This window comes from Citroniella saccharovorans (genome assembly GCF_035481615.1).
GTDB lineage: Bacteria > Bacillota > Clostridia > Tissierellales > Peptoniphilaceae > Citroniella > Citroniella saccharovorans.
The window spans coordinates 20,938-39,803 of the sequence record NZ_JAYKOT010000001.1; the positions used below are offsets into that span (position 1 = coordinate 20,938).

The 18,866-nt window shown below is 31.9% G+C and carries 11 protein-coding genes, 2 pseudogenes and 1 other annotated feature; of the genes and pseudogenes, 6 read left to right on the plus strand and 7 right to left on the minus strand.

Translation table 11 applies throughout. The features are described from left to right. Positions 1 to 24: 24 nt before the first annotated feature. From VLK81_RS00100 to VLK81_RS00115, 4 genes and pseudogenes are all read right to left on the minus strand, one after another. Positions 25 to 1,629, minus strand: a complete 1,605-nt coding sequence (locus VLK81_RS00100) for an asparagine synthetase B family protein (RefSeq protein ID WP_324618546.1) — start codon at positions 1,627 to 1,629, stop codon at positions 25 to 27. Between the two features lie 30 nt (positions 1,630 to 1,659). Next, positions 1,660 to 4,509 (minus strand): excinuclease ABC subunit UvrA, encoded by a 2,850-nt coding sequence (gene uvrA / locus VLK81_RS00105; RefSeq protein ID WP_324618547.1) that lies wholly within the window; start codon positions 4,507 to 4,509, stop codon positions 1,660 to 1,662. After that, positions 4,496 to 6,476 (minus strand): annotated as a pseudogene (uvrB, locus tag VLK81_RS00110) (excinuclease ABC subunit UvrB). Before uvrB ends, uvrA begins: the two are co-directional and overlap by 14 nt. 124 nt (positions 6,477 to 6,600) lie before the next feature. Continuing rightward, on the minus strand, positions 6,601 to 7,785 hold the full coding sequence (locus VLK81_RS00115) for a S41 family peptidase (RefSeq protein WP_324618548.1): 1,185 nt from the start codon (positions 7,783 to 7,785) through the stop codon (positions 6,601 to 6,603). Between the two features lie 195 nt (positions 7,786 to 7,980). Here VLK81_RS00115 and VLK81_RS00120 point away from each other — a divergent pair, with 195 nt between their 5' ends. Beyond that, positions 7,981 to 9,606 (plus strand): ABC transporter ATP-binding protein, encoded by a 1,626-nt coding sequence (locus tag VLK81_RS00120; protein WP_324618549.1) that lies wholly within the window; start codon positions 7,981 to 7,983, stop codon positions 9,604 to 9,606. Between the two features lie 105 nt (positions 9,607 to 9,711). Here VLK81_RS00120 and VLK81_RS00125 read toward each other — a convergent pair whose 3' ends face one another. Beyond that, entirely contained in the window at positions 9,712 to 10,479 is a 768-nt protein-coding gene (locus VLK81_RS00125; RefSeq protein WP_324618550.1) for a hypothetical protein, read from the minus strand. A 178-nt stretch (positions 10,480 to 10,657) separates the two neighbouring features. Further along, positions 10,658 to 10,892, plus strand: a binding site (T-box leader). Between the two features lie 40 nt (positions 10,893 to 10,932). Here VLK81_RS00125 and VLK81_RS00130 point away from each other — a divergent pair. The 5 genes and pseudogenes from VLK81_RS00130 to VLK81_RS00150 all read left to right on the plus strand — a co-directional run bounded on the left by VLK81_RS00130 (position 10,933) and on the right by VLK81_RS00150 (position 15,915). Next, positions 10,933 to 12,213 (plus strand): O-acetylhomoserine aminocarboxypropyltransferase/cysteine synthase family protein, encoded by a 1,281-nt coding sequence (locus tag VLK81_RS00130; protein ID WP_324618551.1) that lies wholly within the window; start codon positions 10,933 to 10,935, stop codon positions 12,211 to 12,213. 11 nt (positions 12,214 to 12,224) lie between these two features. Further along, positions 12,225 to 13,059, plus strand: a pseudogene (locus tag VLK81_RS00135) (homoserine O-acetyltransferase/O-succinyltransferase family protein); the annotation flags it as partial. Positions 13,060 to 13,134: 75 nt separating this feature from the next. Then, on the plus strand, positions 13,135 to 14,010 hold the full coding sequence (locus VLK81_RS00140; RefSeq protein WP_324618891.1) for an amino acid kinase family protein: 876 nt from the start codon (positions 13,135 to 13,137) through the stop codon (positions 14,008 to 14,010). An 11-nt stretch (positions 14,011 to 14,021) separates the two neighbouring features. Continuing rightward, on the plus strand, positions 14,022 to 14,987 hold the full coding sequence (gene asd / locus VLK81_RS00145; protein ID WP_324618552.1) for an aspartate-semialdehyde dehydrogenase: 966 nt from the start codon (positions 14,022 to 14,024) through the stop codon (positions 14,985 to 14,987). Continuing rightward, entirely contained in the window at positions 14,980 to 15,915 is a 936-nt protein-coding gene (locus tag VLK81_RS00150) for a homoserine dehydrogenase (protein WP_324618553.1), read from the plus strand. The genes asd and VLK81_RS00150 overlap by 8 nt, the downstream gene beginning before the upstream one ends. A gap of 192 nt (positions 15,916 to 16,107) precedes the next feature. Here the strand turns inward: VLK81_RS00150 and grdD are convergent, their stop codons facing one another. Beyond that, positions 16,108 to 17,262, minus strand: a complete 1,155-nt coding sequence (gene grdD / locus VLK81_RS00155) for a glycine/sarcosine/betaine reductase complex component C subunit alpha (protein ID WP_324618554.1) — start codon at positions 17,260 to 17,262, stop codon at positions 16,108 to 16,110. Positions 17,263 to 17,271: 9 nt separating this feature from the next. Then, positions 17,272 to 18,816 carry a glycine/sarcosine/betaine reductase complex component C subunit beta gene (grdC, locus tag VLK81_RS00160; RefSeq protein WP_324618555.1) on the minus strand — a complete coding sequence of 515 codons (1,545 nt, stop codon included), beginning with the start codon at positions 18,814 to 18,816 and terminating at the stop codon, positions 17,272 to 17,274. Positions 18,817 to 18,866: the final 50 nt, after the last annotated feature.

An 18,866-nucleotide genomic window follows, 5' to 3' on the forward strand; every position in this document is an offset into this window, starting at 1 on the left:
CTCTCCTTTATTTATAATCTATTACTAAAGGGTATGTCCTGTGTCTTTACAGAATTCCCTTAAATATTTTATTGATTCAACTGCTATTATGTTTGAAATATTTGGTCTAAATCTAGTAAATTCTCTTCTAGAAATTATATTAAACCATAAAAGATCATCATTGTCGTACTTATTTTTTAAAGCCCTAGATCTTCTATTGAAATCAAGTTTTCTATAAAGAGAAGGAAACTTCCTCCTAATACCTTGCATGATTACTGAATCGTCTTTTGGATGGGTATTTTTGAAATTCAATTTATCTAAAAGCTCTTTATTATATTTTTCATCATACATATTTTGTAAGGTATGTTTGTATCTAATATTTGGATCAACCTTTGACCAAAAATCTAAAATTGTTCTTTCATTTTGGATATTTCTCCACATATAGCCAAATATTTCATAGCATCTTCTTGATGATGAAAGGTGCTTTGCAGCTCTTTCCTTCCAATAGGCATATTTAAATTTCCAAAGCTGCGTTTTATCTTTATAATCATTATCTTTTCTAACTTTTTGGAAAATATCATCAATATATTTATCTTTTAACTGAATGTCTTTGGCTGTCCAGCTAATATTGGAACCAATTTCTCTCAAAATCTCATATTTAAGGTTATTTTCAGGAATATCTTCATCTAGAAAATACTTAGATAAAAGATCTCCCCTCATAACTCCTGTAAAACAAACATTTATAAATATAGCATCTTTTGAAATGATTCCCTTTTCATTAAGGTCTTTTACTGCCAAGTATTCTCTGATATTTGGAACAGTTACAAACTGAGCAGCATAAGTTTTATATTTTTTATAATCAGGTCCAGTAAACCACCTATACCAAGTGTTTGGATCGTAGTTAGTAACATGCCAGCTAAATCCATAGTGTTTTGCAATTTCCCTAGATTTTTCTATCTCTATAGAATCCTTTTTGCCATAAGTATAGCATAGGACATTTTTATAGCCCAAATCATAAATATTTCTAACAAGGACCCTCTCCCACCAGCCAGATCCAAGCGGAATAACTATCTGTCTTCCTTCATATGGATCTAAAGTCTTTTTTATAGCAGCCCTGTAAGTTTTAGTCATTTCTTCAAATAGGGACTCAGTAGATTGGTTTGAACGCTCCGCTGAATCAAAATCCATATATTCAATAATTGAAGTTGACCTATTTTTCTTGTCAAAATAAATAAGCTCTCCAGCTCCTAGAGTTTCTATGTCTTCATAGAGGGTTCTATTTCCAAAAGTTGAGCCTGAAATTCTAAGCTCTCTAACAGCGATTTCTGAAACTTTAGGATCTTTTATAATATTTAATAAAGACTCAGGTGTATCTGATATAACTAGCTCTCTATCTTTTTTACAGAAGAATAGGGGAAAACTTCTAGTATAGTCTGTAGCTCCTAGTATAAAATCATTTGTCTCTATACTTACAGCAAATTCTCCATTTAATTCTTTGAAAAAGCTAACAAAGTCATCCAAGTTATTTATTTTGCTTAACTCTTCTAAAAAATTTTCATTATTTGTAAAGCCATCATAGAAATATCCTTTTACATAACGGCCATCATTTTCCTGCCATTTAAAAGCATCATTTTTTGAAAGTAGAATCATATCTTCCTCCTTAATATATATTTTATCACATTAGCTCTTAAATTTTGCCTTGAGCTTCTTATCTTTTTCAAGTTCTTTTTTTAAATATATACCTGTATAAGACTCTTCACATTTTAGTAAATCTTCAAATTCTCCTTGGAAGACCAATTCTCCTCCCTTATCTCCTCCTTCAGGCCCTAGGTCTACTACATAATCAGCACATTTAATAACATCTAAGTTATGCTCAATTACTACGACTGTGTTTCCTCCTTCAACTAACCTATTTAAAATAGCAATAAGTTTTTTAATATCATGGGTGTGAAGGCCTGTTGTGGGTTCATCTAATATATAAATTGTTTTTCCAGTGGCTCTTTTTGAAAGTTCTAATGCAAGCTTTACTCTTTGGGCTTCTCCTCCAGAAAGTTCTGTAGAAGATTGGCCAAGTTTTAAATATCCTATCCCAACATCTACCATAAGGTCTAGTTTAGACTTAAGATTTGGTATATTTTCAAAAAAAACGCTAGCCTCTTCAATTGTCATATCAAGAACATCAGCTATAGTTTTCCCCTTATATTTTACTTGAAGCGTTTCCCTATTATATCTTTTTCCATGACAAACTTCACATGGAACATATACGTCTGGCAAAAAATGCATTTCAACTTTTATAGTTCCATCTCCATGACAATTTTCGCATCTTCCTCCAGAAACATTAAAAGAAAATCTGCCTTTTTTATATCCCCTCATTTTTGCATCTTTAGTCATGGCAAAAATTTCCCTAATTCTATCAAAAATTTTTGTGTAAGTAGCTGGGTTTGATCTTGGAGTTCTTCCGATTGGCGATTGGTCTATTTTAACAACCTTGTCTAATTTTTCATATCCAACAATCTTATCAAAATCTCCAGACTTAGTTCTTGCCCTATTTAATTTTCTGGAAAGCTCTTTCTCCAAAATAGAATTTATTAGAGAACTTTTTCCAGAACCTGAAACTCCTGTAACTAAAGTCAAACTACCTAGGGGAATTTTTACGTCTATATTTTTGAGATTGTGCTCCCTAGCTCCTTTTATCTCTAGAAAATCTGTAAAATTTTTTCTCTTTTCAGGAGGCTCAATTGTTAGCCTTCTTGAGAGATATTTTCCTGTAATTGAATTTTCATCTTTTAAAATCTCATCGTATGTTCCCTGAAAGACAATTTCTCCTCCATGGACTCCTGCTCCTGGTCCAATATCTACAATCATATCCGATGCAATCATAGTATCTTCGTCATGCTCTACAACTATAAGCGTATTTCCAACATCAGTTAAATTTCTAAGTGATTTTATAAGAAGATGGTTATCTCTTTGATGCAAGCCAATACTTGGCTCATCAAGTACATAGGACACTCCAACTAAGGCTGAGCCTATTTGGGTTGCAAGCCTAATTCTTTGGGACTCTCCTCCTGAAAGGGATCCAGCCGCCCTTGATAAAGTTAGATAACCTAAGCCAACATTATCCAAAAATTCAAGCCTTGCAATTATTTCCTTTAAAATAAGTCTTGCTATCTTTTCTTCTGTTTTTGAAAGTTTTAAATCCTTAAACCACTCTAAAGCCTTCGTTACACTCATATCTGTAACTTCAGATATATTAAGACCATTTATCTTCATAGATAGAATTTCTTTTTTTAGCCTTTTCCCATTGCAGGTCTTGCAAGTTTTTTCTACAAAATATTCTTCAACCTTATCTTTAACAGCATCGGAATTTGTCTGGTGATACCTTCTATTTAAAGTGTTTATAACTCCTTCAAATGGGCCTTTATAAATCTTATGACCAGAAAAATGAGAATTAAATTTAAATCTAATATCCCTATTTGTTCCATATAGGATTTCATCTATTGTTTTTTTAGGTAGGTCTTTAAATAAAGTTTCTTCAGTAAAACCAGCATCTTCTATAATAGTTTTAAATATTTCATAATAATAAGTCCCCTTTTGAGATGTGTGAAAAGGATCTATAGCTCCATCCTTTAAAGATAAATTATAATTTGGAATAACTAAATCCTCGTCTACCTCCAAATGAAAACCTAAGCCATTGCAGTCTTCACACATACCAAATGGAGAGTTGAAAGAAAAGCTTCTAGGTTCAACCTCCTCAATTGTAATATGGCCATTTGGACAAGTTAGCTTTTCTGAAAAAGTTTCAATATTTCCCTCTAAGTCCATTACTTTTACTAAGCCATTTCCAAGTTTAAGGGCTGTTTCAGTAGAGTCAGTTAACCTTGTTTCAATTCCATCTTTTACAATAATTCTATCAACTACAACATCTATATCGTGTTTTTTGTTTTTATCTAGGCTAATTTCTTCTTGAATTTCATATTCTTTTCCATCAATATATAGCCTAGTAAAGCCCTCTCTTTTAACACTATCTAAAATTCTTTTATGCTCACCTTTTTTACCCCTAATTATTGGAGCTAAGAGAATAAGTTTTTCTCTTTCCTTGTGACCCATTATCTTATCTACAATTTCATCTACGGATTGAGATACAATTTTTTCTCCACAAACTGGGCAGTATGGAGTAGCTATTTTTGAAAATATAAGTCTAAAATAATCGTAAATTTCTGTGACAGTTCCCACAGTAGACCTTGGATTTTTAGATGTAGTTTTTTGATCAATAGCTATTGATGGAGAAAGTCCTTCAATATATTCAACATCTGGTTTATCCATTTGCCCTAAAAATTGTCTGGCGTATGATGAAAGAGATTCTACATACCTTCTTTGCCCCTCAGCATAAATTGTATTAAAAGCAAGCGAAGACTTACCTGAACCAGAAAGGCCCGTAAAAACAATCATCTTGTCCCTAGGTAATTCCAGATTTATATTTTTTAAATTATTCTCTCTTGCTCCCTTAATAACAATTTTATCTATACTCATTCTTTAACTTTCTAACCTCATCTCTAAGATTTGCAGCCCTCTCAAACTCAAGATTTTCAGCTGCCTTATACATTTCATTTTCTAAGTTTATAATAATTGCTTCAATATCTTCTCTACTAATAGTCTTGTTTTTGCTGGAAGTTTTTATATCCTTTTTCGCTAACTTTCTTTGTAGCTTCAATAACCTCTCTTACTTTCTTAACTATAGTCTTTGGACTAATTCCATGTAATTTATTGTAAGAATCTTGGATAGATCTTCTTCTCTCAGTTTCATCTATTGTCTTTTTCATAGATTTTGTAATAGTATCTGCATACATTACAACTCTTCCATTTGAATTTCTAGCAGCTCTTCCTACAGTTTGAATAAGAGAAGTTTCGCTTCTTAAAAAGCCTTCCTTGTCCGCATCTAAAATTGCAATAAGAGAAACTTCTGGAAGATCAAGTCCTTCTCTAAGTAAATTAATGCCAACGAGAACATCGTATTTACCTAATCTTAAATCCCTAATAATTTCCATTCTTTCAATTGTATCTATATCAGAGTGCATATAAGTTGTCTTAATATCTAGACCTTTAAGATAGTCTGTTAAGTCCTCAGCCATTTTTTTGGTGAGTGTAGTTATAAGGACTCTCTCATTTTTTTGAATATTTTTATTGATTCTAGAAATTAGATCATCAATTTGGTTTTTAGTTGGAACAATTTCTATTAAAGGATCAAGTAGACCTGTCGGTCTTAAAATTTGTTCTGTAACTACTCCCTTTACCTCTTCCAACTCATAAGGACCTGGAGTTGCAGAAACATATAGTATTTGATTAATCATCTTGTCAAATTCTTCAAATTTCATTGGCCTATTATCTAAGGCTGAAGGAAGTCTAAATCCATAGTTCACAAGATTTTCTTTTCTTGCCCTATCTCCATTATACATGGCTCTAATTTGAGGGATAGTAACATGAGATTCATCTATAATAGTTAAATAGTCCTTTGGAAAATAATCAATCAGAGTGTAGGGCTTAGATCCAGGAGCCCTACCAGAAAGGTGTCTTGAATAATTTTCAATTCCTGATGTAAAGCCCATCTCCTCAAGCATCTCAAGATCATATCTTGTCCTCTCTTCAATTCTTTGAGCCTCTAATAATTTTCCCTCCATCTTGAAATATTTTATTCTCTCTTCAAGCTCTTCTTCTATCGTTTGGATGGCTCTTTTAATCTTATCTGGAGTGGTAGCATAGTGAGAAGCTGGAAAAATTCCAATATGATTTCTATATCCAATAATCTCTCCAGTTATAGAATTTATTTCAGTTATTCTTTCAATTTCATCCCCAAAAAACTCAACTCTAACAGAGTTTTCAGACTCATCTGGAGGAAAAATATCCAAAGAATCACCTCTAACCCTAAAAGTTCCTCTAGTGAAATTTATATCATTTCTCTCAAATTGAATATCTATAAGTTCCTTTATTACATCGTCCCTGTCTTTTATCATACCTGGCCTTAAAGAAACCATTAAATTTTCGTAGTCAATTGGGTCTCCCAGTCCATATATGCAGGAAACAGAAGCCACAATTATAACATCCTTTCTTTCAAAAAGAGCAGCCGTTGCAGAGTGACGAAGCTTATCTATTTCATCGTTTATAGATGAGTCTTTTGCTATATATGTGTCACTCATAGGAACATAGGCTTCAGGCTGATAATAATCATAGTAGGATACAAAATATTCTACAGCAGAATCTGGAAAAAATTCCTTAAACTCAGAAGCTAATTGATAGGCAAGAGTTTTATTGTGAGCAATAACAAGGGTTGGCTTTTGAACTCTTTCTATAATATTTGCCATGGTAAAAGTTTTGCCAGAACCAGTAACTCCTTTTAAAACCTGTGACCTTTGTCCTAAAAGTATTTTATTTGAAATTTCTTCTATAGCCTCAGGCTGATCTCCTGTTGGCTTAAATTTAGATTTTAATACAAATTTATTCATAAATCCCTTTCTCAAAATAGGTTTTTATCACACTTATTCATAATAATTATACCATATAAATGCCTTTTAAAAAACTTAAAAGCAAGGCCTCTTTCTAGTGACCTTGCTATTTTTAAAAGAAAATTTATTTAGTTTTATTCTTTAAAACTTCAATTGCTTTTTGAAGCTGATTATCCTCATTTAAATTTTCAATTCCTATTCTTTCCACTCCATCATTTAATTTAACTTCAATGTCAGGATTAACTCCTTTTTTATGAATCTTATTCTTTTTTGGAGTAAAATATTCAGAAACTGTAAGTTTAAAACCCTCATTAGCAACTGGGAATAGTCTTTGAACGATTCCCTTTCCAAAAGTAGTTTCTCCTATTATCTCTCCTCTTTTGTAATCCTTAATGGAGCCGGCTAAAATTTCAGATGCTGAGGCTGATGCACCATTTACAAGCACAACTAAAGGCATATCATTCATGTTTTTGTCGGAATTTTCAACTTCTTCCTTGCCCTTTTTATCCACTGTGTAAACAATTGGCCCTTCTTTAAGTAAATAATCCGCAATATTAACAACAGTATCTAATCTTCCTCCTGGATTATTCCTAAGATCTATGATAACTCCTTTTTTGTCTTTTGCTTCTTCCATAGCCTTTTTAAAATCTTCATCAGTTTCATCTTCAAAAGAAGAAATTAAGATATAAGAATAATCATCAATATCTTTTTTAAGAACTGAATCTATTTTTATAATTTCTCTAGTAATTTTTTTCTCAAAATCTTCCCAAAGATCTCCTTCTCCCTTTCTGGAAAAAGTTACATTAACATCAGTTCCAGCTTCTCCCTTCATAAGTTTTACAGCTGCTTCCATTTCCTTCGCAGTAAACTCTTGTCCCTCTATTTTTACGATTCTATCTCCACTTTTAATCCCCGCCTTATCTGCAGGCGTATCCTTTATAGGTGATACCACAGTTAAATATCCATCATCAGCTGCGGTTACAACAATACCTATTCCTCCAAATTTACCATCGGTCTGTTCAATTAGAGATTTAAACTCTTCTTCAGTAAAATATTGAGAATAAGGATCGTCAAGTGCTTCAAAAATCCCCTTATAAATTCCGCTTTCTAAATCCTCTTTATTGTAATCGAATAGGTAATTATCATCTATAACCCCTTCTAAAAACTTAACCTTGTCGATAATTTCCTTGTTTTTTAAATATTCTTGATATTCTTCTTTAGATAAACTAACTCTTCCAGTAATGCTGGAGCATGATGAGAGAGCTAAGACCAAAGTTAAAGAAATAATAATCTTACAAAACTTTTTCATATTCCACCTCTTTTATATATTTTACCACAAAAGTCAAAAACTATTAAGTGAACTTAATTGCCTTGCAGAAAATATAATGATAAACTAGAGATAAATAAATAAAAATGGAGATGGAGAACATGATCATAGATTTTTAATTATAAGCATTATTTTAAATTTATTTAAAACCATAATAACTATAAAGGAGATTTAATCATGCGACTTATTTTAAAAGATTTCTATGGAAACTATGTTCTTAAAAACAAAATTTTATTTGCCATCTACATTTTATCGACCTTACTGCAAAAAATACTTCTTATAGTAATCCCACTTGCAACAAAATATCTAATAAATACAATTTCTAGTAAAAGTTCTTTTGAAAATTTTAAATTCTGGATTTATATTTCTTTAGGACTTGATTTTATATTTATGCTTATTCTTTCATTAAGATATTTTATACAAAATAAAATTGAGATTAAAGCAAATAGAGAGATTAAACGTGACATTTCAGAAAAGCTTTTATATACTTCATTAAATGAAATTGCTGGAAAAGAAAATGGTTATTTTATTCAAAGATTTAACCAAGACATTAATAATATAAAAGACCTAATAATATTTGAACCAGTTACCTTATTTATAAATACATTTTATATAATTGCAGTTTTTATTATTCTTTTTAAACTCAATATATATTTTGCTCTTGCACTATTAATCTTTTTTCCTATCTTTTTTGTATTGCAAAAATTTTTCAGTCCAAAAATAAGTAAACTTGAAAAGGAAATAAGTATACAAAATGAAGATCTTAATAGTAAATTTGAAGAACTAGTAGACGGAAACTACCATATTAGGCTTAGTCGATCTATAATATATGCTATTAAAAGAATAAAAAATAGTCTTGATAAGATATTTAACTTGGAGGTTAAAAAATCAAAATTAGATATCTTTTATGATTTTCTATTAGTTACTGGACTTATGAACCTGATGCAGTTAATGCCCTACTTAATTGGAGGATTTTTCGTTTTTAAATCTCAATTAAGTATTGGAGATATAACTGCCTTTGCTCTATATTCTTCAGGTCTTTGGGATCCAATTGAACTAATTATGGGATTTCCTAAAAAATATGCTGCGGAAAAAGTTTCACTAAATAGACTTTATGAAATATTAAGCTTAGAAGATGAATGTAAAGATGGTTTGAAAATTGATAGTTTTGAAAGTTTAAATATTGAAGGATTAAGTTTTTCATACGAAAAAAGAGAAATATTTAAAGATTTGAACTTAAAAGTAAAAAAAGGTGATAAGATTGGTATTTTAGGAAGTAATGGAAGTGGAAAAACAAGTCTACTAAATATTTTAAGCTGTATAAATAGAGATTATAAGGGGGATATTTACTTAAATGGAAATAATTTAAGGGACTATTCTTTTCTTACAGCTACTAGCCATATATGCCTTGTTCCTGCGGAAGCGTTTATATTTAATGACTCAATAGCAGGCAATATTAAACTTGGTAGGGATATATGCTTAAATGATTTTTCCTACCTAACTTCAAGTCTAGAAGCTAAAAATAAAGATTTAAATTTTGAAATTAAAAATATAAAATCTACTCTTTCTTCTGGAGAAAAAAAACTGATTCAATTAACTAGGTGTCTTAGCCTAGAATCTGACCTTTATCTACTTGATGAGCCTTTAAATTATGTAGATGAAAATTTTAAAAATATTATAATGAACTATATAAGAGATAATTTTAAAGACAAAACTCTAATAATCATATCTCACGAACCAAAGATTTTAGAGATTACTGAAAAAATCTATCTATTAGAAGATAAAAAATTAATAAGAAAATAAAATATCTGTCTTTTAAAAAAATGCCCCCTTATTTCCTTGTCCGGATTTAAGGGGGCAGTACAAAAATATTTACTTTAAGAGAGCATCTTATTTTTTATCTTACTTTTATTTTTCTAGGTTAAAACCCTTGTCTAAACTTCCAATCTTACCATCTGAAGCTTGTTTTAAAATAGTTTCTACAAAATAAGAATTACTATCTTCGTATCTTATCAAGTAATACTCATTTTCTGTCGATGTATCCATCTTTAATAAAACCGTTTCTTTTTCTTCTAGGACTTTTGAATATACTTCTTTATCAAGACTATACTCTTTTTCATCTGGATCATAAGTGACTTTTTGAACTGTGAATTTTCCTTCTGTTATATTGGGCATGAATAAAAAATAACTTCCATCATTATCTAAAATAATTTCACTTACTTTTTTGAGATTTTTAGTCTTTTCATGAGGGATTTTAGTATCAGAATAAACATCAAAAAAATCTACATTCTCAAATTCTTTTTGAACCCTATATCTTGGTTTTTTAAATGTCTTTGCCTTTATATCCACTTCCTCTTTTTTCACTTTTATTACTTCTCTTTTTGGAACATATGGTTTATCCTTTTCTTCTATTTCTGGCTTTTCTTTTGGCTTGGAATTCATAAAGGGTTTCTTCTTATCTATATTTTCTTTTAATTTTTTATTCTTTCTAACTACTTTCTTTTTATCTCCTTTCAAGCTAAAATCTGGGCTTAATCCTTCAGCTTTTTCAACAAAGGATGGAGAAGTTTTAGTCTTTTTTTCTTCTTCATTTGAAGGAATAGAAACTTTTTTTTCTTTTTCACACGAAGAAAAAATTAAAAGTACTGCTATTAAACTAAGTATAAACTTTTTCATCTAATCCTCCTCCAAAATAATTATATAATATATATACCCTAAATTTATTATAGCTCACTTATTAAATAAAAAGTTAGCTTTAATAAATTAGATTATAGTGAAAATTTATCTTTATAAATATTTTTTATATATTTTTTTAAAAAAGCCTTGACAAGTATTTTCCCACATGTTATTATATGTAAAACCAATTCAAGAGAAGAGTAACTAGTCTAGTGGATTACAGAGAACTTCGTTTTGGTGAGAGAAGTGAAGCAAAGCTAGTGAAGATGGTCTTTATGTGGGGACTTGCTGAATAATTAAGCAGGTACGGGTCCGCCCGTTATAGCGTGCAGATATTGATGGATATCTAGAATGAGGCTATTAGAATATACTAATAGTGAATTAAGGTGGTAACGCGAGTCTTCGCCCTTATGGGAGAAGGCTCTTTTTTTATACAAGAAGGAGGAAATAATTATGAATGAAAGAAAATATGATTTAGAAACAATTTGTGCAAATGGAGGTTACTCTCCAAAAAATGCTGAAGCTAGAATATGTCCTATAGTGCAGTCAACAACTTTTAAATATGACTCAAGCGATGCTGTAGGAGATCTTTTTGACTTAAAGGCTGAGGGTCACATGTACTCTAGGATTTCAAATCCTACTGTTGAAGTCTTGGAAAAAAAGATAGCAGCACTTGAAGGAGGACTTGGTGCTGTTGCAACATCCTCTGGACAAAGTGCCAATCTTATCTCTATTCTAACTATTGCAGAAGCTGGAGATAGTATTATTGCAGCAAGTAACTTATACGGTGGAACCTACACCCTATTTTCATCTACTTTAAAAAAATTTGGAATTAATACTATTTTTATTCCCCTAAATGATGAAAAAGCTTTAGAAGAAGCAATAAAAGCTGGCGGCAAGCTATTTTTTGCTGAAAGCCTATCTAACCCAAGCGTTGAAGTTTTAGATATTGAAAAAGCTGCTAGGATTTGCCACAAGTATAATATTCCGCTTATAGTGGATAATACCTTCCCAAGTCCTGTTCTTCTAAGACCATTTGAATTTGGAGCGGATATTGTAACTCACTCCACTACTAAATATATTGATGGCCATGCAACTTCAGTTGGAGGAATAATTGTAGACTCAGGAAAATTTAACTGGGAAAAAAATGGATACAAGTCCATTTCAGATAAAGACCCTGCCTACCATGGTCTTTCCTATACTGAAACTTTTAAGGAAAAGGCATATATTACAAAAGCTAGGGTTTGCTTTATAAGGGATTTAGGAAATCCTATGAACCCATTTAATGCTTTTTTAACCAATTTAGGTCTTGAAACTCTACACTTAAGAATGAGAAAACATTCTGATAATGCTCTAAAAATTGCAAAATTCCTAGAGTCACATGAAAAAGTAGAGTGGGTAAATTATCCTGGTTTAGAGTCCAGTCCTTATTATGAACTTTCTAAAAAATACCTAAAAAATGGAGCAAGTGGAGTAATAAGTTTTGGAATAAAAGGCGGACTTGAAGCTAGTAAGAAGTGGATAGATAGTCTAAATTTAATTTCACTTGTAGTTCATGTTGGAGACCTTAGGTCATCTGCCCTCCACCCAGCAAGCATGACCCACAGGCAGCTTTCTAGTGAAGCTCTAGAAAAAGCTGGAATTAAAGAAAACTCTATAAGACTTTCTATTGGAATTGAAAATACGGATGATCTAATAAGAGACTTAAAAGAAGCCTTTGAAAAAATAGAATAAAGGAGGAAGTTATGCCACTAATACTAAAAGATGGCCTAATAGAAAAGGAAAATTTATTAAAAGAAAATATATTTACCATAGATAGAGAAAGGGCAAGGGGGCAAGATATAAGGCCTTTAAAAATAGCTATCGTAAATCTTATGCCCAACAAGGAAGAAACGGAAATAAATTTACTGAAACTTCTCTCCAGTCAGGTTCTGCAAATTGAAGTTGATTTAATAAGAACTGCTTCTTATACAAGTAAGCACTCAGATCCAAAAAGACTAGAAGAGTATTATAAGACTTTTGATCAAATTAAAAATGACAAGTACGATGGTCTAATAGTTACTGGTGCTCCTCTAGAGGATATGCCCTATAGTGAAATTACCTATTGGGAGGAGTTAAAGGAGATTTTTGATTTTGCAAGAGTAAATGTCTACTCAAGCTTATTTATTTGCTGGGGGGCTATTGCCTCCTTGGACTACTTTTACGGAGCAAAATCAAATTTGGAAAAGAAGAAAATTTTTGGAGTCTACGAGTATGAAAAAAAAATCTTCCTCCAGACTTCTTGATGGACTTGATGACTATTTCTATATTCCCCAATCCAGATATAGAAAGCTTAATAGAGATGATCTATCTTTAGGTGAGTTAAAAATTCTAGCTGAAAATGAGGAAAGCGGAATAAGTCTTATAGAATCTCTTGACGGAAGATTTGTCTTTAACCTAGGTCATCTAGAATATTCAAAGGAAACTTTACATGATGAGTATTTAAGAGATATTAAAAAAGGACTAGAAATAGAAAAGCCTAAAAATTATTATAAGAGCCATAATTCTAGTCCAGAAAATATACGACTTAGCTGGAAGTCCACAGCCTCAATTTTCTTTAATAATTGGCTCAACTACTATGTTTACCAAAAAACTCCTTATAAACTTGAGGAAATAATGCCAAAAAAAGTAGCTAAGTTTGGAGGTTCTTCCCTAGCATCTAGTAAGCAGTTTGAAAAGGTTAAAAAAATAGCAGCTAGTGGAGATAGAAATATAATTGTAGTTTCAGCTCCAGGAAAAAGATATAAAGATGATATAAAAGTTACCGATAGGCTAATTAATCTATATGATGACAAGGAAAAACTATCTAGCTTAAAGGAAAGACTTGAATCTATAAAAAAGGAAATTAAAAATACAGACTATTTAATTAGAGAAAACTTAGATCAAATTAGTGAAAGATACTTGGATATTTTAGGAGAGCTTAAGGAAGATAGCTTAAAAGATGAAATCAAATATATTATAGATTCTCTTTACTATGAGGACTCTAGGGATTATATTGTTAGCCGAGGAGAATACCTAAATGGAAAAATATTAGCCGCCTATCTTGGATATGAATTCTTGGATGCAAAAGATATTATATTTTTAGATGGTTCTAAGATTAATGAAGAAAAAACTGAAAAAGCTATAAGAGAAAAAATTGAGCCTGGTAAAAAATATGTAATTCCTGGATTTTATGGAAATCAAGGAGGAAAAATAGGTCTATTAAAAAGAGGAGGATCAGACTACACTGGTTCTATCCTTGCATCAAGTCTTAACTGCTTACTTTACGAAAATTGGACAGACGTAAGTGGAATAATGGATAAGGATCCAGCGAAAGACAAAGATGCTAAAGCCTATAAATCTCTTTCATATAATGAGCTTAAAAAAATAATTGAAAATGGAGCCCAGGTATACCAAGAAGATGCGCTTGAGCCCCTTATTGAAAAAAATATAGAACTTAAAATACTAAACACAAATAGGCCCGAGGATGAGGGCACTGTGATTTCAGATTAGGAGGAAGTAAAATGAAAAAAGTAATAGTTGCTGGAGCAACAGGATTAGTTGGATCAACAATAATAAGTATTTTGGAAGAAAGAAACTTTCCAATAAGTGAAATAAAGTTTTTAGCTTCTAAAAATTCTGTAGGAGAAAAGATAAAATTTAAGGGTAAGGAGATAGAAATAAGAGAACTTAAAGCCAGTGAGTTTGACGGCTTTGACCTGGCTTTTTTTGCCTTGGATGGATCTCTTTCAAAAATTTTCGCAGAAGAAGCTAAAAAAAGAGGAGTTAGAGTAGTCGATAACTCTTCATATTTCAGAATGAAAGATGGTACTCCTCTTATAGTTCCAGAAGTCAATGGAAAAATCATAAAAGATGATGACTATATTATTTCAAACCCAAACTGCTCTACCATTCAATGCATAGCTCCCCTATATCAACTAGAGAAAAAATATGGACTAGAAAGGGTAGTTTTCTCAACCTACCAATCAGTTTCAGGTTCAGGAAAAGAAGCACTTTTAGATCTTGAAAATGGTACAAGTGAAGTTTATCCTTATCCTATTAAAGATAATATCCTTCCACATATTGATACTTTTCTAGAAAATGGATATACAAAGGAAGAAATGAAAATGATAGAGGAAACTAGAAAAATTCTAGGCATAAGTGATCTTAAAGTAACTGCAACTACAGTTAGAGTTCCAGTATCTTATGGACACTGTGTTTCTATAAATGTAGAGCTTAAAAAGCCTTTTGACCTAGGAGAAGTAAGAGAGCTTTTCGATGGAAAACTTGGTATGGTTCTTAAAGACTCACCAAAGGATAATATCTATCCTCAGCCTCTTTATGCAAGGGGAAGAGATGAAATCTTTGTAGGTAGGATTAGAAGAGATTTCTCTAGAGAAAATTCTTTAAACCTTTTTGTAGTTTCAGACAATATTAGAAAGGGTGCAGCCTTAAATGCTGTTCAGATTGGAGAGCTACTAGTTGATTAAAATAGGGCTTTTAGGATTTGGAACAGTTGCTGGTTCATTTTACGACCTTGTAGAAGAAAATAGAGAAGGGCTTGAAAAAATCACTGGTCAGAAAATTGAATTTAAAAAAATCTTAGTTAGAAATATAGGAAAATATAATAGATGCAAAAATCTACTTACAATTAATAAAGAGGATATATTTGAGGATAGGGAAATAAATTTAATTGTTGAAGCAACTGGGGAAGTGGATAGGCTAGCCAGTCCTATAGAAGAAGCCTTAAAAAGAGGAGTTAATGTAATTTCTGCCAACAAGGCACTTATCTCAAAATACTTGGAAAGGTTGATTCTTACAAGTAAAAAATCTAAGGCAAGCTTAAAATTTGAAGGAGCAGTTGGGGGTGCTATTCCCATTCTTTCAAATATAGAAAAACTAAAGGCAGCTGGAGGAGTAAAAAAAGTAATTGGAGTATTAAATGGCACATCCAACTTTATCTTAAGTCAAATTGAAAATGGGCTTTCTTTTGAAAAAGCACTTGAATTAGCAAAAGAAAAAGGCTACGCTGAAGCTGATCCATCAGCTGATATAGATGGAATAGATACCATGAGAAAGATAAATATCACCTCTTCTCTCCTATTTGATAAATTCTTTAAGGAAGAAGAAATTGAAACCATTGGTATAAGAAAAATAAATGAAGATAGAATAAAAGACGCTTTAAAAAGTGGTAAGACTATAAAGCTTATTGGTTATGGAGATAAAAATGGAAAAATCTATGTAAGACCAGAAGAGCTTGAGAAAAATTCTATTTTAGGTTCATTAAAGGGTGGTGAAAATGCTATTGTTTTTTTTACAGAAAATGCTGGAGAAATTGTCATAAAGGGCATGGGAGCAGGCGGCAGAGAAACTGCCTACTCTTTAGTTAGCGACTTAATAGATATTTATGGAAAGTAGAATAAAAATAAGAGGAAGCAAAATTCTATCTCCATCTCTTATATGAAAAGTAAAATTAAATAATTTCTCTAATAATATTTTATTTTTAAAAAACTTATTAAAATTCTTCGAGTATTTTCTTAGTTTTATTTTAAAAAAAGAATATATAGAAAGTAAAAAATCCAGCCAAAATTGGCTGGATTTATAATTTTATTACATATATCCTTCAGCTTTTAAAACTTCTTTTGCTTCTTGAATCTTTTCTTTAGAAACCATAATTACTGGACCTGTGCATCCCATTCCACTTTCTGCATAGATTCCATTTTTCCAAAGTTTATGTGTTGCATCTTCAAGTTCAAGAATATCAATACCAGCAATCGCTTCAGATACAATTTCTTTAGCTGGAGCTGTTATTTCTTCATCTTCTTTTTCTTCTTTTTTAGTTTCTTTAAATGAATCTAAAATTTTATCAAGACCAGCCGCTTTAGCATTCTTGAAGACTTCCTTAGAAACTTTTCCTAAGTCTCCCTTAACTAAATCAGCTGCATATATTAAAGCATTAGCAATAACTGGATATCCTGATGCTCTTGATACAATTAAAATTGTTCTATTATAGTCTTCACCAATACCAGGACCATAACCATATCCATGTGCTTCAAATCCTCCACCAGTAGTGAAAGATGAGAACATCTTCATAAGGATATTTCCTGTAAGTGTATCAGTAACTAAAACATCTGGAGTTCCTTGTAGAACATCATTTCCTCTCATTTTAACTCCGCCGTCAGCTCTATGAGATTCAGCAAAATCAAAATCAAATCCATTTTCTTTTAATTGATTAAAAGCTCTTTCTACTTGATTGGCTCCATCAACATTTAGAATTCCAAGGCTTGGTCTTTTAACTCCAGCTGTTTTTGCTGCTATTAGACCATAGATACCATTCTTTACCATTGCTTCAATTCTATGAGCAGAAGAAGTACCAGTAGTTGTAGCCACATACATTTCTCTTGCAAATGCAGGTGTAACTGTTCTACCTACTGTTGATACTCCGATTGGAAAGTTGTAGTGCATAGTAACGCAGGCACCAATTTCTCCAGAGTCTAATAATTCTTCCATCACTTTATATCCTTCTTCATCAGTATTAGCTTCATATTGTTTTAAAGAAGTTTCTACCTTTGGTCCGATTAAACGAACTTCAATTGATGGATCCTTTTTTTGTGCAAGTTCTGCACCTTTAACAACATTTTCTACTCCATGTTCTGAACCTAAAGTAGTTACGGCGACAACAGCCTTCTTTCCAAATGAACCGCTTTCGATACCATCGGCAATTTCTTCAAAGACTTGACCAATCATTTTTTTAACGTCAGTCATTTTATCACCTTACCCTTCAATTAAAGACTTAGCAAAGTCCCTCATAGCTTCAGCAACTTGTTTTTTGATTTCTTCTTTTGGTAGTCCGCCTTGTTCTTCTTCAGCTTCTCCATTATTTCTTTCAAGAATTATAGAAACACCATCAAATAGGTTTGTCATTCTTCCTAGGAACAATGAACCCTTACCTATAATCATAGCTCTATTTAAATCTCCTGTAGTTAAGTCATCTATACAGAATCCAAAATATGGAGCACCTGATGGGATATGTCCTTGAGTTGGAGCCCAACCTTCCATACCAGATTCTGCGATAAATGCTGGCATTTCTTTCTTTTCTAGTTGTTTTTTCATAACTCCAAGAGCACCAATCATCTTCATGTTTGCTGCTGGAACATCTCCTGCTCCTGCTGGCTTAGTTATGTCTGGGTTTTGCATTTCTGAAGAGTATCTGTCAACATCCTTAACAGTAAGTCCAGCTTTTTCAAGTGGATTTGTAACTAAAGATGTTATAACTGCTTGAGGAGATGAACCTGTTCCAACAGTATGTCTACCTACTAAGTCATTTCTTAAAATTGGAGATACTCCGTCATTTTCACTTATAAGTGCAGCAAAAGCTCCAACTACGTCTTCAATAATTGGTAGACCCTTCTTAACGTGGTCTTTACCATTCATACCTAGTTTTGCAGTTGATCCACCAGCAAGAACTACAACATTCTTGAAAGTTCCAGCTGCAACGTGTGAAGTTGCTTGGATTAATGCATGAGTTGGCGCAGCACAGAAACCTCTAGCGTCAGAACCAGAAGCATTTGTAAATCCTGCAAGTTCTGCAACGGACTTTGCAAAGTTTCCTCCACCTCTTTGGTTCATATCACCGCAGGCTTCTTCTGAACATTCGATTACATATTCAACTGAATTAGGATCAATATTATTTTTGTCAATAAGGTTTAGAGCAGCAATAAGTCCTGATGCCTTAGCAACAAGATTTTCAAACATTACATGAGCTGAAAGGTTAACATCAACGTCATGAGCTCTCTTTACACATCCTACTAACTTATCTTGATTATATAGACCTTCAGCATGATCATCAACAAGCTTTTGAATAAATTCAGGATCGTCTCCTTCACCTAATCTAGCTATTAAGTTATCGCCTATTAGTTTGTGGTTTGTAAGCTTTTCTTTTACTACAGCTGTAAATTCTTTTGAAAGATGTACTAGGTCAAATACGTCACATATCTTAATAAGACCAATGAATTCTTCTTGAGGAAGAATTTCACCTTTTTTACCGTCCTTTGAAGCACCAGTTAGATATTTGTCTTCGTCTGTCCAAGGTTGTTTAACTTCTTTTAATTTTCCATAGTATTCATTTCCAATGTAAACTTGGTTTGGAAGATAGTTTACAACTTGTTCGAAAGTTCTAATGTGCTTAGGAGCTTCCTTTAAATATTCTGAATCAGGATTAACTACTTTTTCAGTAGTTTGAGTTGTACCATTATTCATAATCATATCTGGTGTATGAACTAGTACATAACTTGCAGCTTTTAATACCGGTTTAACCATTAAATACCTCCAATTAATTTATTATATATTAAGCTAAAAAAAGGGGTGAG